16 protein-coding genes are annotated in these 13,103 nt (G+C 73.0%); 11 read left to right on the top strand and 5 right to left on the bottom strand.

Annotated features, from left to right (window positions below):
• Positions 1-13: 13 nt before the first annotated feature.
• Entirely contained in the window at positions 14-220 is a 207-nt protein-coding gene (locus DT076_RS14885) for a hypothetical protein (RefSeq protein WP_114127499.1), read from the bottom strand.
• Positions 221-324: 104 nt separating this feature from the next.
• Between DT076_RS14885 and DT076_RS14880 the strand changes: the two genes are divergently transcribed.
• The 3 genes from DT076_RS14880 to DT076_RS14870 are packed head-to-tail and all read left to right on the top strand — an operon-like array spanning position 325 to position 2,491.
• Positions 325-2,034: a DEDD exonuclease domain-containing protein gene (locus DT076_RS14880; RefSeq protein WP_114127498.1), complete on the top strand. Its 1,710-nt coding sequence runs from the start codon at positions 325-327 to the stop codon at positions 2,032-2,034.
• A complete protein-coding gene (locus DT076_RS14875; RefSeq protein ID WP_114127497.1) occupies positions 2,031-2,309 on the top strand; it encodes an Lrp/AsnC family transcriptional regulator in 279 nt (92 codons plus the stop codon). Before DT076_RS14880 ends, DT076_RS14875 begins: the two co-directional genes overlap by 4 nt.
• 2 nt (positions 2,310-2,311) lie before the next feature.
• Positions 2,312-2,491, top strand: coding sequence for a hypothetical protein (locus tag DT076_RS14870; protein WP_114127496.1), 180 nt, complete (start codon positions 2,312-2,314; stop codon positions 2,489-2,491).
• Between the two features lie 30 nt (positions 2,492-2,521).
• Here the strand turns inward: DT076_RS14870 and DT076_RS14865 are convergent, their stop codons facing one another.
• Positions 2,522-3,286, bottom strand: coding sequence for a rhomboid family intramembrane serine protease (locus DT076_RS14865; protein WP_114127495.1), 765 nt, complete (start codon positions 3,284-3,286; stop codon positions 2,522-2,524).
• A gap of 124 nt (positions 3,287-3,410) precedes the next feature.
• Positions 3,411-3,923 (bottom strand): peptidylprolyl isomerase, encoded by a 513-nt coding sequence (locus tag DT076_RS14860; RefSeq protein WP_114127494.1) that lies wholly within the window; start codon positions 3,921-3,923, stop codon positions 3,411-3,413.
• A 199-nt stretch (positions 3,924-4,122) separates the two neighbouring features.
• Between DT076_RS14860 and DT076_RS14855 the strand changes: the two genes are divergently transcribed.
• The 3 genes from DT076_RS14855 to DT076_RS14845 all read left to right on the top strand — a co-directional run bounded on the left by DT076_RS14855 (position 4,123) and on the right by DT076_RS14845 (position 6,406).
• Positions 4,123-5,043: a sunset domain-containing protein gene (locus DT076_RS14855; RefSeq protein WP_147264157.1), complete on the top strand. Its 921-nt coding sequence runs from the start codon at positions 4,123-4,125 to the stop codon at positions 5,041-5,043.
• A 144-nt stretch (positions 5,044-5,187) separates the two neighbouring features.
• Positions 5,188-5,646 carry a hypothetical protein gene (locus DT076_RS14850; protein WP_114127492.1) on the top strand — a complete coding sequence of 153 codons (459 nt, stop codon included), beginning with the start codon at positions 5,188-5,190 and terminating at the stop codon, positions 5,644-5,646.
• Positions 5,647-5,728: 82 nt separating this feature from the next.
• Positions 5,729-6,406, top strand: a complete 678-nt coding sequence (locus DT076_RS14845; RefSeq protein ID WP_114127491.1) for a hypothetical protein — start codon at positions 5,729-5,731, stop codon at positions 6,404-6,406.
• A 1-nt stretch (position 6,407) separates the two neighbouring features.
• On the opposite strand, the gene trpD is transcribed toward DT076_RS14845, so the two are convergent.
• Positions 6,408-7,472, bottom strand: coding sequence for an anthranilate phosphoribosyltransferase (gene trpD, locus DT076_RS14840; protein ID WP_114127490.1), 1,065 nt, complete (start codon positions 7,470-7,472; stop codon positions 6,408-6,410).
• Positions 7,469-7,927 (bottom strand): hypothetical protein, encoded by a 459-nt coding sequence (locus tag DT076_RS14835; protein WP_114127489.1) that lies wholly within the window; start codon positions 7,925-7,927, stop codon positions 7,469-7,471. The genes trpD and DT076_RS14835 overlap by 4 nt, the downstream gene beginning before the upstream one ends.
• A 189-nt stretch (positions 7,928-8,116) precedes the next feature.
• Here DT076_RS14835 and ctaE point away from each other — a divergent pair, with 189 nt between their 5' ends.
• The 5 genes from ctaE to DT076_RS14810 all read left to right on the top strand — a co-directional run bounded on the left by ctaE (position 8,117) and on the right by DT076_RS14810 (position 13,017).
• On the top strand, positions 8,117-8,833 hold the full coding sequence (ctaE, locus tag DT076_RS14830) for an aa3-type cytochrome oxidase subunit III (protein ID WP_456073042.1): 717 nt from the start codon (positions 8,117-8,119) through the stop codon (positions 8,831-8,833).
• Positions 8,834-8,901: 68 nt separating this feature from the next.
• Entirely contained in the window at positions 8,902-9,699 is a 798-nt protein-coding gene (gene qcrC, locus DT076_RS14825) for a cytochrome bc1 complex diheme cytochrome c subunit (protein ID WP_114127487.1), read from the top strand.
• A gap of 20 nt (positions 9,700-9,719) precedes the next feature.
• Entirely contained in the window at positions 9,720-10,799 is a 1,080-nt protein-coding gene (qcrA, locus tag DT076_RS14820) for a cytochrome bc1 complex Rieske iron-sulfur subunit (protein ID WP_114127634.1), read from the top strand.
• The gene (gene qcrB, locus DT076_RS14815; RefSeq protein WP_114127486.1) at positions 10,799-12,511 is read left to right on the top strand and encodes a cytochrome bc1 complex cytochrome b subunit; all 1,713 of its coding nucleotides are present in this window, start codon (positions 10,799-10,801) and stop codon (positions 12,509-12,511) included. Before qcrA ends, qcrB begins: the two co-directional genes overlap by 1 nt.
• 182 nt (positions 12,512-12,693) lie before the next feature.
• Complete coding sequence (locus tag DT076_RS14810) at positions 12,694-13,017, top strand: tetratricopeptide repeat protein (protein WP_114127485.1); 324 nt, start codon at positions 12,694-12,696, stop codon at positions 13,015-13,017.
• Positions 13,018-13,103 lie beyond the last annotated feature (86 nt).

Here is a 13,103-nt window from a genome sequence, read left to right as displayed (position 1 = left end):
ATCTGGATCACACTCAGCCGGTCGACTCCCGGCGTGGCGCCATCCGCAGCGGCGGCAGCAGGCCGTGCCCGGCCAGGGCCGTCAGCGCGCGACGCTCGTCACCGTCGAGCACCACCGGCTCCTCGTCGGGGCGGGAGCCCATCAGCACGGAGATGACGCACCCGTCGCACCCGGTGCCGCGCACCGCGCAGCTGTCGCAGTCGATCCTCAGCGAGTCCATGGCCCCCACCCTGACCGGCGCCACTGACAGTTCTGCGGGACGGGGCTCTGCGGGGTCGGGGCGCGGGCACGGGACTGTCAGAGCCCCGACCTAGCGTCCGCCCCATGTCCGCGCCCGTCCTGCAGCCGTCCTTCGCCGACCTCGGCACCCCGCTGTCGGAGGTCGACTTCGTGGTCGTCGACCTGGAGACCACCGGCAGCACCGAGGACTGCTCGATCACCGAGGTGGGCGCGGTGCGGGTGCGCGGCGGGGAGGTGCTGGGTGAGTTCCAGACGCTGGTCCGCCCCGACCAGCCCATCCCGGCGCTGGTGGCCGTGCTCACCGGCATCACCAACCGGATGGTGGCCACCGCTCCCCCGCTGGCGGCGGTGCTGCCGAGCTTCCTGCAGTTCGCCGCCGGGGCGACCTGGGTGGCCCACAACGCGTCCTTCGACGTCGGGTTCCTGCGCCGGGCCTGCGAGCGGCTGGACCACCCCTGGCCGGCCCCGCGGGTCTTCGACACGGTGGCGCTGAGCCGCTCGATCCTGCTCCGCGACGAGGTGGCCAACCACAAGCTGCAGACGCTGGCCCGCCACTTCGCCAGCCCCACCACCCCCAACCACCGGGCGCTGACCGACGCGCGCGCCACCGTCGACGTGCTGCACGGCCTGCTCGAGCGGGTCGGCAACCTCGGGGTGCACACCGTGGAGGACCTGGTCGAGCTGACCCGGCGGGTCTCGCCGCAGCGCCGGGCCAAGCGGGTCTGGGCCACCGACGTCCCCCGCGGGCCGGGGGTGTACCTCTTCCACACCGACGGCGCCCCGGGCGACGGGCGTCCCGCCCGCGACGGGCGCGAGGTCCTCTACGTCGGCACCTCGGTCAACCTGCGCTCGCGGGTGCGCAGCTACTTCACCGCGGCCGAGCGGCGACCGCGGATGGAGGAGATGATCCGGGTCGCCACCGGGGTGGAGACGATCTCCTGCAGCACCGCGCTGCAGGCCGAGATGCTCGAGCTGCGGCTGATCGCCGCCCACCGCCCCCGCTACAACCGGCGCTCCAAGCACCCCGAGCGCCAGCTCTGGCTGAAGGTGACGGTCGAGGCCTTCCCCCGGCTGTCGGTGGTGCGCCAGCGCCAGGACGACGAGGCCACCTACCTGGGTCCGTTCCGCGGGCGGGCCGAGGCCGAGCTCGCGCTGCTCTGCCTGCAGGACGTGCACCCACTGCGCCGCTGCACCGGGCGGATCCGGCTGCGTCAGGACGGGTCGGCCTGCGCGCTGGCCGGGATGGGCCGCTGCTGCTCCCCCTGCGACGGCAGCGTCGACCGGGAGGCCTACGCCGAGGTGGTCGACGACGTGCGCGCGAGCATGGGCACCGACCTGCGCGCCGTGCTCTCCGGCACCGCCCGGCGGCTCGCCCGGCTGGCCGAGCAGCAGCGCTTCGAGGAGGCCGCGGTGGTCCGCTCGCGGGCTGAGGCGCTGCAGCGCGCGGTCCGCCGCCAGCAGCGGGTGGAGAGCCTGCGCCGCTGCCGCCAGGTGGTGGCCGCCCGCCGCACCGAGGCCGGCTGGGAGATCAACGTGCTGCGCTGGGGACGGCTGGCGGCCGCGGCCCTGGCCGTCCCGGGCGAGGTGCCGCAGGCGGTGGCCCGCTCGGCGGTGGCCGTCGCCGAGACGGTGCGCACCCCCACCGCGGCCCAGCCCGCCTCGCTGACCGAGGAGGTGGAGCGGCTGGCGGACTGGATGGAGCAGCCCGGGGTGCGGCTGATCGAGATGGACGGCGACTGGAGCTGGCCGCTGCACATGGCGCCGACCGACCTCTCCCCTAGGATCGCCCCATGATCACCGCGATCGTGTTCGTGCAGGCCGACGTCGGCCGGATCCCCGAGGTGGCCGAGGAGATCGCCTCCCTGCCGGGCGTCTCCGAGGTGTACTCGGTCACCGGCTCGATCGACCTCATCGCCCTGGTCCGGGTCCGCAGCCACGACGAGATCGCCGCCGTGGTGGCCGACCGGCTCAACAAGGTGGCCGGTGTCGTCGGCACCGAGACCCACATCGCCTTCCGGGCCTACTCCAGCCACGACCTCGAGGCCGCCTTCTCCCTCGGCGCGGAGTGAGCGTGGACGACCTCCCGGCCCCGGCGGTCGTCCCCGAGACCCGGGCACCGCTGCGCCCGCGCACCGTGCTGCTGCTCGGCGCGCTGGTCGTGCTCACCGTGGTGGCCTGCGTGCTGGTCGTGGTGCTCACCCAGCCGCCGGAGGTCCCCGCGGTGCCGGTGCCGCACCGTCCGATCGGCTGACCGTCCCATCCGGTCCGAGTGGGACGGTCGTCAGGCCAGCTGGAGCGCGAGCCGGGCGCCCACCAGCACCAGGGCCAGCACCGCCAGCCCGCTCAGCCCGAGCACCTGGCGCCGGGTCCGGCCCTCGCGCGGACCGTGACCCAGCACCCAGCCGGCGGCGAAGCCGAAGCCCACCCCGCCGAGGATGCCGAGCAGCTGGTTGACCACACCCAGGACGTCGCGTGAGAACCCGCCGATCACCAGGTTGAACACCACCAGGATGGCGAGGAAGACCAGGTCGGGCTTGATGTCCTCCGAACGCCGCAACTTGAGCGCGGTGTTCATCGCCAGCAGGCCGAGCACCGCGGTCAGCCCGCCGGCCAGCACCCCGGTCGGGCTGCCGAGGGCGAACAGCACCGCGCCCGAGCCCAGCGCCGACAGCAGGTAGACCGCGATGATCCGCCAGCGCCCGATCTCGGCCTCGATCGAGCGGCAGATGAAGAACAGGAAGAGGGCGTTGATCGCCAGCGTCAGCAGGCTGCCTGAGGTGAAGGCGTGGGTGACCAGCCGCCACACCTCACCGGCCCCGACCAGGAAGTTGACCGAGGCCAGCATGGCCTGCACGGCCCCACCGGTGACCAGGTCGGCCAGCCCGACCACCACCTTGATCCCCACCAGGATCACCGCGGCCGAGTACTGCGACAGCGGCCGGCCACCCACCTGCAGCGGCGCACCGGTGCGGGTCCTCGGCTGGCGCACACCGCCGCTGCGGCGGGCGTCGTCGGGGCACTGGAACCCGACCGAGGCCTCCACCATGCACTCTCCGCAGATCGGGCGGGAGCAGCGCTGGCAGGAGATCCGGGTCAGCCGGTCGGGGTGTCGGTAGCAGGGCGCGGGACCGGGTTCCGGCCGCGCGCCGACGGGCTGGCTCAACCCCGGCTCAGGCGATCTCGACCGACTCGATGACCACCGGCTCCACCGGGCGGTCCATCCGGCCGGTCGGCACCGTGGCGATCGCGTCGACCACCTGCTGGCTGGCCGGGTCGGTGACCTCGCCGAAGATGGTGTGGCGACGGTTGAGGTGCGGGGTCGGGCCGACCGTGATGAAGAACTGCGAGCCGTTGGTGCCCGGCCCGGCGTTGGCCATCGCCAGCAGGTAGGGCTTGGAGAAGCTCAGGTCGGGGTGGAACTCGTCGGCGAAGGTGTAGCCCGGGCCGCCGGTCCCGGTGCCCAGCGGGCACCCGCCCTGGATCATGAAGCCGTCGATCACCCGGTGGAAGGTGAGCCCGTCGTAGAAGCGGCCGGTGGTCTTCTGCTCGGTCTCGGGGTCCAGGTACTCCTGGGTCCCCGTCGCCAGCCCGACGAAGTTCTTCACCGTCTTCGGGGCGTGGTCGTCGAAGAGGTCGATGACGATGTCGCCGTGGTTGGTGTGCAGGGTTGCGGTCTGACCCACGCGGCTGCCTTTCTCACTCGCTGCGCCGGCACGCGGCCGGCTCGGACGCGGTCCATCCTGTCACGGCGCGCCCGTAGCCGGCGTCGGACGCCGCAGGGCCCCGGCCGTCCCGCCGGCCGCCCCCGGCCGGTGGCCCGACCGCGCCGCTAGGCTGGCGGGACTCCAGCGTGGAGTGAACGACAACCCCCTCGGAGGAAACGTGTCCCGCAAGAACAAGGTCTTGCGCGCCGCCGCAGAGACATCTCACACGGCCGCAGAACGTGGAGCCGACGTCGCCGAGAAGGCGCAGAAGGCTGTCGCCGACTACGTGGAGCAGCTGGCTCCCTACGTCGAGAAGGCGGGCGAGAAGGTGGGTCCGCTGGCCCACCAGGCCAAGGTCGCCTCCGCCGTCGCGGCCCACCAGGCCGTCGAGACCCTCGGCCCGAAGCTGAACGACGCCCTGGAGAAGGTCTCCCCGGCGGTGGAGACCGCCCGGGAGAAGATGCAGGACGACCTGCTGCCCCGGCTGAGCGAGCTCCTCGAGCGCGCTGCCGAGACCGACCTGGCCCAGACCGCCACCTCCCGCGGGGCCGCCACCGTGGCCGCCCTCAAGGGTGAGCTGGAGCTGCCGAAGCCGAAGAAGAAGAGCAAGGGCCGCTGGTTCCGTCGCCTGGCGATCATCGCCGCCGTCGGTGGGGTGGCCTTCGTGCTGTTCAAGAAGGTCTTCGGCCCGAAGGACTCCGGCTGGGAGACCTACCAGCCCAGCGCCCCCTACGCCGGCTCGACGACCACCACCGCGAGCCCGGCCGGCAGCACCACCACGTCCTCCGACGCCCCGACCAGCCCCGCCGGCACCGCCCAGGAGGCCGTGGCGGAGGCGAGCACCGAGCCCGCCGAGCCCGACACCGTGGCCGAGAAGGTCGACCGGGTCGACCCCGACCAGGGCGCCAGCGCCACCAAGTACGGCGCGAACGCCTACATCGGCAGCGAGCCGCCGGAGGGCTTCACCATCAAGGGCAACGAGCGGTCGATGAAGTACCACACCCCGGGCACCGGCGGGTACGACCGCACCATCGCCGACGTCTGGTTCACCGACGAGACCGCCGCCGAGGCGGCCGGTTTCACCAAGGCCCAGCGCTGACGCACCTCCCGACGCCCCCGCGACCCGGTCGCGGGGGCGTCGTCGTCCCCGGTCACCTCCGTCGTGTGAGGTAGATCACCCGCTCCAGGCTCATGTCCGCCCTCCTGGCGAGGCCTTCTCCCGTGAAGACCCGAGGAGGACGACATGATCCTGACGACCGACCACCGGTGGGTGCTGGCCGCACCCTTCCGCGCCCACGTCAAGCACCTGCTCACCGTCGCCAGGGTGCCGTGGCGCGCGCTGGCCCTGCACGCCGGCGTCGAGCCGGCGCTGGTGCGGGCCCTGCTGCACGGACGTCCCGGCGAGCCCGGACGCGCCCTGCGACGGCTGCCGGCCGAGTCGGCGGCCCGGCTGCTGGCCCTCACACCGGCCCGGCTGACCGCGCTGGCCAGCCGCCACGTCGAGGCCACCACCACGTCCCGACGGCTGCGCCGGCTGCACGCCCAGGGCCTGGATCCGGGCGAGCTCGCCCGCTGCCTGCAGCTCCGCCCGGCCGAGGTCGTGCCGCTGCTCGACGGGTCGGCGCTGTTCTGCACCGCCCGCACGGCATTGTTGGCGGCGGCCGTCGAGGACGCGCGCGCCACCGTCCGCGACGCCGCCTGACCCGCCACGCCGCTCGCCAGGGACGCCCCCCGACCGCGGCACCGTCCGACCTGCACGCCAGCGCCGACCCAGGGGAGCCTCCGTGGACCTGCTCACCGCCAGCCTCCGGGCCAGCTCGGTGCTGCTCGCGGCGGCCGCGGTGGTCGCGCTGCCGCTGGTCCTGCTCCGGCTGCCGGAGCCGGTGGCGCCGCCCGGGGAGGACGGGCCGGGCTACCGCGCGCTGGTCCGGCCGGTCACCGTGCTCGCCCACGGCGTGGTGGCCCTGGTCGGTGCGGTGGTGGTGCTGCTCGCGGTGCCGCCGGCGGCCTCGCCGCTGTGGTGGGCCGTGCTGTCCGCCGGCACCGCGTGCGCCGTGGTCGACGCCGCCACCACCTGGATCCCCCGCCAGCTGTGCTGGGCCGGCTGGGTCCTCGGCGGGGTCGGGGTCGCGACGGCGCTGCTGGCGGGGCTGCCCCTCGCGGACGTGCTGGTCGCCGTGCTCGCCACCGCCGTCACCACCGGGCTGTTCTGGGCGGTATGGCGCTGGGGCGGTGGCCGCAGCATCGGCTTCGGCGACGTCCGGCTGGTGCCGCTGGTCGGCCTGGCAGCGGGCTCGCTGGGCTGGGACGGGTGGTGGCTGGCCCTGCTGCTGGGCACCGCCGGCGGTGCGCTGCAGGCCGTGCTCGGCCGGCTGCGGGGCCGCGGGGCGGCGATGCCCTACGGCCCGGCGCTGGTGGCCGGGCCGTTCCTGGCCGCGGGACTCCTCGGCGTGCTGGGCTGACTCAGGCGCCGGAGACCCGCCGGGTGGCCTGCACCCAGCGCTCCAGCAGCGTCGCCGCGCGGCCGCTGTCGACCGCCTCGGCCGCCCGTGCGAGCCGCGGGGCCAGCTGCTCGGCGACCGGGCGCTCCAGGTCGGGGCCCTCGGCGGCGAGCAGGGTGGCCGCGGCGTTGAGCAGCACGATGTCGCGCACCGGACCGGTCGCGCCCTCGAGCAGCCGGCGCACCACGGCGGCGTTGACCTTCGCGTCCCCACCGACCAGGTCGCCCAGCTCGGCGCGCGACAGCCCGAGCTCGGCCGGGTCGAGCCGGGTCTGGTGCACCTGCCCCGAGCGCACCAGCCAGACCAGGGAGTCGGTGGTGGTGGTCAGCTCGTCCAGCCCGTCGGAGCCGTGGAACACCACCGCGGAGACGCCGCGTCCGGCCAGCACACCGGCGGTCAGGCCCGCCATCCGCGCGTCGGCCACCCCGACCGCCTGGGCCGAGGGCCGGGCCGGGTGGGCCAGCGGGCCCAGGAAGTTGAAGGTGGTGGGGACGGCCAGCCCGCTGCGCGCCTCCGAGGCGTGCCGCAGCGCCGGGTGGTAGCGGGGGGCGAAGAGGAACACGATGCCGACCTCGGCCATCACCTCCAGCTGCTGCTCCGGGGAGAGGGTGAGCACCACCCCGAGCTCCTCCAGCACGTCGGCGGTGCCGCAGGCCGAGCTGGCGCTGCGGTTGCCGTGCTTGGCCACCGGCGCACCGGCGGCCCCGGCCACCAGCGCGGCCATGGTCGAGATGTTGACGGTGTTGGCCCGGTCCCCCCCGCTGCCCACGACGTCGACCAGCGGGCCGGTCAGCGGCACCGGGGTGGCCTGCTCGAGCATCGCCTCGGCCAGCCCGGACAGCTCCTCGACCGTCTCGCCCTTCGTCCGCAGCGCCACCGCGAACCCGGCGATCTGGATCGTCGTGGCCTGCCCGGTGAGGATCTCGGTCATCGCCCACCGGGCCCGTTCCGGGTCGAGGTCGTGACCGCGGGTGAGCGAGGTGAGGACGTCCGGCCAGGTGAGGGCCGGCGCCGGTGCGGCGCTCACGACCGCGACGCGCTCGCGCTCGGCGCCGACGTGCGACCGGAGCGGACCAGGTCGGCAACCACCTCGGGCAGCCGCACCGGGTCCAGCGGGTAGGCCAGCGCGGCCTCGGCGTGCGACCAGGTGGCCAGCCAGGCGTCCTGCTGCCGGGCGACCAGCACGAGCAGCGGCGGGCACTGCTGCACCTCGTCCTTGAGCTGGCGGGCCATCCCGATCCCGCCGGCCGGGCTCGCCTCGCCGTCGAGCACGCCGACCGCGACGCCGCCGGCGTCCATCACGTCGAGCAGCGCCCGCGCGGTCGCGACCTCGACGACGTGCACCGGGGGCAGGTCGGCGGCGATCCGGCGTCCGAGCGCCAGCCGCACCTGCTCACGGGTGGTGCGGTCGTCGGAGTAGACCACCACCCGCAGCGGGGTGGCCGCCTCGTGCTCGGCCGCGTGGACGTGCTCGTCGGACATGAGGTTCCTCACATGTGCTGGGGCGCCTGCTGGTGCTCGGCATGCTAGTGCCCCGGCCCGCTGGCGGCCTCGGCGCCGTGCCGGAGCGGGTCGACCCCGCCCCCCGGGCACCCGACCGCCCGGGTCGCCACCCCCTGCCGGGCCCTTCCCCGCGTGGCAGCGGGGGGCGGATGTGACCATAATGACCCCGTGGCAACGACGACTGACCCCACGACCGCCGCCGGCGTCCCGCACGGGAGCCTGCACCCGATCGCACGCTCGCGGATGTCGGGGATCCCGGGTCGTCCGGACACCGTGGCCGTCGGCACCATCATCTGGCTGGCCTCGGAGCTGCTCTTCTTCGGCGGCCTCTTCGCCGCCTACTTCACCACCCGCAGCGTCACCGACGCCCAGGCGGCGGCTGCCGGTGTGGAGACCAGCCTGTGGGAGCACGGCACCAGCATGCTGAACGTGCCGTTCGCCCTCGCCAACACCATCGTACTGGTGCTCTCCTCGGTCACCTGCCAGCTCGGCGTGAACGCCGTCGAGCACGGCAACTCCCGGGTCAAGCGGACCGGGCCGCTGTGGAACGTCGCCTCCTGGGGTCTGCGTGAGTGGTTCTTCCTCACCTTCGCCATGGGCGCCTTCTTCATCGGCGGCCAGGTCTACGAGTACGCCACCCTCTTCAGCGAGGGCGTGACGCTGTCCTCCGACGTGTACGGCTCGGTCTTCTACCTCGCCACCGGCTTCCACGGCCTGCACGTGACCGGCGGTCTCATCGCCTTCCTCTTCCTGCTGGGCCGCACCTACCTGGCCCGCACGTTCACCCACGAGCAGGCCACGGCGGCCGTCGCGGTGTCGTACTACTGGCACTTCGTCGACGTGGTGTGGATCCTGCTCTTCGGCGTGATCTACTTCCTACAATGAGTAGTAGACGCGCGCATCCGTCTGGGCGTCCCGCTCCGAATCGTGTGCAAGACCAGAGAGGTTGGCCCGTGAAGTTCCTTTCCTCCCGGAGGCGGCACCGCGCCGTGCGTCCGCTGCTGCTGGTGGCCGCGCTGTTCCTGACCGGCGCGCTCTACACCGTCGCCGTGCCGGACGAGCGGTCCTCCGCCGACGCCGGCACGTCCACCCAGGTGGAGGAGGGCCGGGCGCTGTTCGCCGTCAACTGCTCCTCCTGCCACGGGCTCAACGGTGAGGGCAGCAGCGAGGGTCCGAGCCTGGTGGGCGTCGGCGCCGCCTCGGTCGACTTCCAGGTCGAGACCGGCCGGATGCCGCTGGCCGCCCCGGTGGAGCAGGCCCCGCAGAAGGAGAACATCTTCTCCCGCGAGGACATCGACGCGATGGCGGCCTACGTCGCCAGCCTCGGTCCCGGCCCCGAGATCCCCACCGAGGCCCAGTACGACCCCGAGGGCCTGACCGCGGAGCAGATCGCCGAGGGCGGCGAGCTGTTCCGCACGAACTGCTCGGCCTGCCACAACTTCGCCGGCAGCGGCGGCGCCCTGCCCAACGGCAAGTACGCCCCGCCGCTGGAGGGCGTCACCCCCAAGCACATCTGGGAGGCGCTGCGCACCGGTCCCCAGCAGATGCCGGTCTTCTCCGAGGAGGTCATCACCGACGAGAACGTCCGGATGATGATCGCCTACCTGCAGTCGCTGGAGGAGGAGCCCACCGGCGGTCTGACCCTCGGCGGCCTCGGTCCGGTCTCGGAAGGTCTGTGGGCCTGGATCGTCGGCATCGGCGGGCTGTGCCTCTTCGCCGTCTGGATCGCCTCGAAGGGAGCGCGCAAGTGAGCCACACCGGAGGGTCCGACATCTCGGTCCGCGACACCCGCACGTCCGCGGGGACGACACGTTCGGACGACGAGCGCTTCCCCGTCGACAACCCCGGCGTCGAGCACGAGCCGCCCCGCTGGACCGACGCCGACCCCGACGCCGGCCGCTCCGCCTACACCTTCGTGGTGGGTTGCTTCGCCCTGGTTCCGGTGCTGGCGATCGCCTTCGTGGTGATCTACTTCGCCGTCCCCCAGGACGTCTTCATCGACGTCGGCTCCAACCACTACATGGCCCAGCACCTGCTGCTCGGGCTCACCCTGGGCCTGGCCATCCTGCTGATCGGCGTGGGCGCGGTGCAGTGGGCCCGGCTGCTCATGGACGACACCGAGCGCACCGAGGAGCGCCACACCGCCGCCTCCTCGGCCGAGACCCGCACCGCGGCGATCGACATCGTCTACCAGGGCCTGCAGGAGACCAACCTCGGTCGCCGCAAGCTGATCGGGCGCAGCCTGCTCGGTGCGCTCGGCGTGCTGGTGGCCCCGGCGGCCGTGCTGCTCGCCGACCTCGGCCCGTGGCCGACGGCGCGGGTGCGCGCGGAGACCATCGAGCGGACCATCTGGGGCGAGGGCGTCCGGCTGGTCAACGACGTCACCTACGAGCCGATCCTGGCCGCCGACCTGGAGATCGGCCAGCTGGTCAACGCCGAGCCGGAGAACCTCCAGGAGTTCCACGGCCACCACCTGCAGGTGGAGCGCGCCAAGGCGGCGATCATCGTCGTCCGGATGGACCCGAACTCCATCACCATCCCCGAGTCACGCTCCAGCTGGCACGTCAACGGGATCCTGTCCTACTCCAAGATCTGCACCCACGTCGGGTGCCCGATCTCGCTGTGGGAGCAGCAGACGCACCACCTGCTGTGCCCCTGCCACCAGTCCACCTTCGACCTCGGCAACTCCGGCGTCGTCGTCTTCGGCCCGGCCGCGCGCTCGCTGCCCCAGCTGCCGATCAGCACCGACGCCGAGGGGTACCTGATCGCGACCAGCGACTTCACGGTGCCGGTCGGGCCGAGCTACTTCGAGCGCGACTCCCGCAACGACTACGAGGACGGAGACGCCTGATGGCCAAGCCAGCAGCGTTGTCGGAGGAACGCACCGTTCCTCCCACCGAGCCCGAGCGCGTCCCCGGCCCGGTGCTCAAGAGGCTGGCCGGCCCCACCGCGTGGGCCGACGAGCGCACCGGCGCCGCCGGACTCGGGAAGTACTTCCTGCGCAAGGTCTTCCCCGACCACTGGTCGTTCCTGCTGGGCGAGATCGCCCTGTACAGCTTCGTCATCCTGCTGCTCACCGGCGTCTTCCTCACCCTGTGGTACAAGCCGTCGATGGCCGAGATCGAGTACGAGGGCAGCTACCAGCTGCTGCGCGGCGTGGCCGTCTCGGAGGCCTTCGCCTCCACCCTCGACATCTCCTTCGACATCCGCGGCGGTCTGCTGATGCGGCAGGTCCACCACTGGTCGGCCATGCTGTTCGTGGCCGCGATGTTCGCCCACATGCTGCGCGTCTTCTTCACCGGCGCGTTCCGCAAGCCGCGTGAGATCAACTGGGTCATCGGCGTCGCCCTGCTCTCGCTGGGCCTGATCGAGGGCTTCGCCGGGTACTCGCTGCCCGACGACCTGCTGTCGGGCACCGGGCTGCGCTTCGTGGACGGGCTGATCCGCTCGATCCCGGTGGTCGGCACCTGGGCGGAGTTCTTCGTCTTCAACGGCGAGTTCCCCGGTGACCTCATCATCAGCCGGCTCTACATGGCCCACATCCTGCTCATCCCGGGCATCCTGCTGGGTCTCATCGCCGCGCACATGGCGCTGCTCGTCTACCACAAGCACACCCAGTACCCGGGCCCCGGGCGCACCGACAAGAACGTCGTCGGCTACCCCCTGTACCCGATCTACATGGCCAAGGCCGGCGGCTTCTTCTTCATCGTCTTCGGCGTCACCGTGCTGATGGGCGCGACGATGCAGATCAACCCGCTGTGGACCTACGGGCCCTACAACCCGTCCCAGGTCACCGCCGGCTCGCAGCCGGACTGGTACATGGGCTGGGTCGAGGGCGCCATCCGGATCATGCCGGGCTGGGAGTCCCACATCGGCGGCACCACCTGGTCCTGGAACATCTTCCTGCCCGGTGTCGGCCTGCTGACGCTGCTGTTCGTGCTGCTCGGCGTCTACCCGTGGGTGGAGGCCTGGCTGACCGGTGACAAGCGGGAGCACCACGTGCTGGAGCGCCCGCGCGCCAACGCCACCCGCACCGCATTCGGCGTCGCCGGCATCACCTGCTTCAGCCTGTTCATGATCGGCGGCGGGAACGACATCATCGCCGTGATGTTCAACCTCTCGCTCAACACCATCTCGGTGGTGCTGCGGTGGGCGGTCTTCCTCGGCCCGGTGCTGGCGTTCATCATCACCAAGCGGATCTGCATCGCCCTGCAACGCACCGACCAGGAGCGGCTGCTGCACGGCAGCGAGTCCGGCGTCATCCAGCGCTCCCCCGTCGGCGGCTACTCCGAGGACCACCGGCCGATCTCGCAGGGCGAGGCCTACACCCTCACCCACCACAACGAGTACCCGCCGCTGCCCGCGGAGGGCGTCTCCAAGCGCCAGCTGCAGGCCCGGCGGTGGTTCTACGGCGACAACATGTCGAAGCCGACGCGGGCCGAGCTGGAGGCCGCCGCCTCCCACGGGCACGACGGCGACGGCCACGACGGCGACGGTCACGGCGGCAACGGCCACGAGGTCGCCGGACGCGAGTCCCGCGAGCTGAGCAGCAGCCGCGACTGAGCCGCCGCACGCAGCGTGAGCACCGCAGCCCACCCCGGTCCGCCGGGGTGGGCTGCTGCCGTCTGCCCGCGGAACAGCGGCGCACCGGTCGGTGTTGTCGCAGGCCGACACGGTGCCGAGCGGGCAGCTCGCCGGTGCTCCGGGCGGCGGCCACGTCGCGCACCAGACGGGAGGAGAGCGAGATGGACGACCTGACCCCGGTGCGGGTGGCGATGGCCGAGCGGCGGTTCGCCGAGCGCGACTACCGGGGCGCTGCCGACGCCCTGGGACCGGTCCTGGACCAGCACCCGGAGAACCTCAGCGCCCGGCTGCTCAGCGCCCGCGCCTACTTCCACGCCGCGCTGCTCGAGCCGGCCCGCCGCGAGCTGGAGACGATCCTCGCCCAGGACCCGACCGAGCCCTACGCCCGGCTGATGATGGTGCGCACGCTCGAGCGGCTGGGACGCCCCGACGAGGCCGCCACCCACCGCCGGCTGGCCGAGGCGATGGGTGTGGAGCTCGCCTGACGGCGAGACGGGTGTGGAGCTCGCCTGACGGCGAGACGGGTGTGGAGCTCGCCTGACGGCGAGACGGGTGTGGAGCTCGCCTGACG

Source organism: Desertihabitans brevis (genome assembly GCF_003327535.1).
Classification (GTDB): domain Bacteria; phylum Actinomycetota; class Actinomycetes; order Propionibacteriales; family Propionibacteriaceae; genus Desertihabitans; species Desertihabitans brevis.
Note: the sequence above shows the minus strand (reverse complement) of the source record. Positions and strands in the feature narration are given on the sequence as shown.

Coding starts and splice junctions, on each gene's coding strand:
- DT076_RS14865 (WP_114127495.1), bottom strand. CDS start 3,286: ATGGTGGAGGCCTCGGTCGGGTTCCAGTGCCCCGACGACGCCCGCCGC.
- DT076_RS14810 (WP_114127485.1), top strand. CDS start 12,694: ATGGACGACCTGACCCCGGTGCGGGTGGCGATGGCCGAGCGGCGGTTC.
- DT076_RS14835 (WP_114127489.1), bottom strand. CDS start 7,927: ATGTCCGACGAGCACGTCCACGCGGCCGAGCACGAGGCGGCCACCCCG.
- DT076_RS14850 (WP_114127492.1), top strand. CDS start 5,188: ATGATCCTGACGACCGACCACCGGTGGGTGCTGGCCGCACCCTTCCGC.
- DT076_RS14875 (WP_114127497.1), top strand. CDS start 2,031: ATGATCACCGCGATCGTGTTCGTGCAGGCCGACGTCGGCCGGATCCCC.
- DT076_RS14880 (WP_114127498.1), top strand. CDS start 325: ATGTCCGCGCCCGTCCTGCAGCCGTCCTTCGCCGACCTCGGCACCCCG.
- DT076_RS14885 (WP_114127499.1), bottom strand. CDS start 220: ATGGACTCGCTGAGGATCGACTGCGACAGCTGCGCGGTGCGCGGCACC.
- qcrB (WP_114127486.1), top strand. CDS start 10,799: ATGGCCAAGCCAGCAGCGTTGTCGGAGGAACGCACCGTTCCTCCCACC.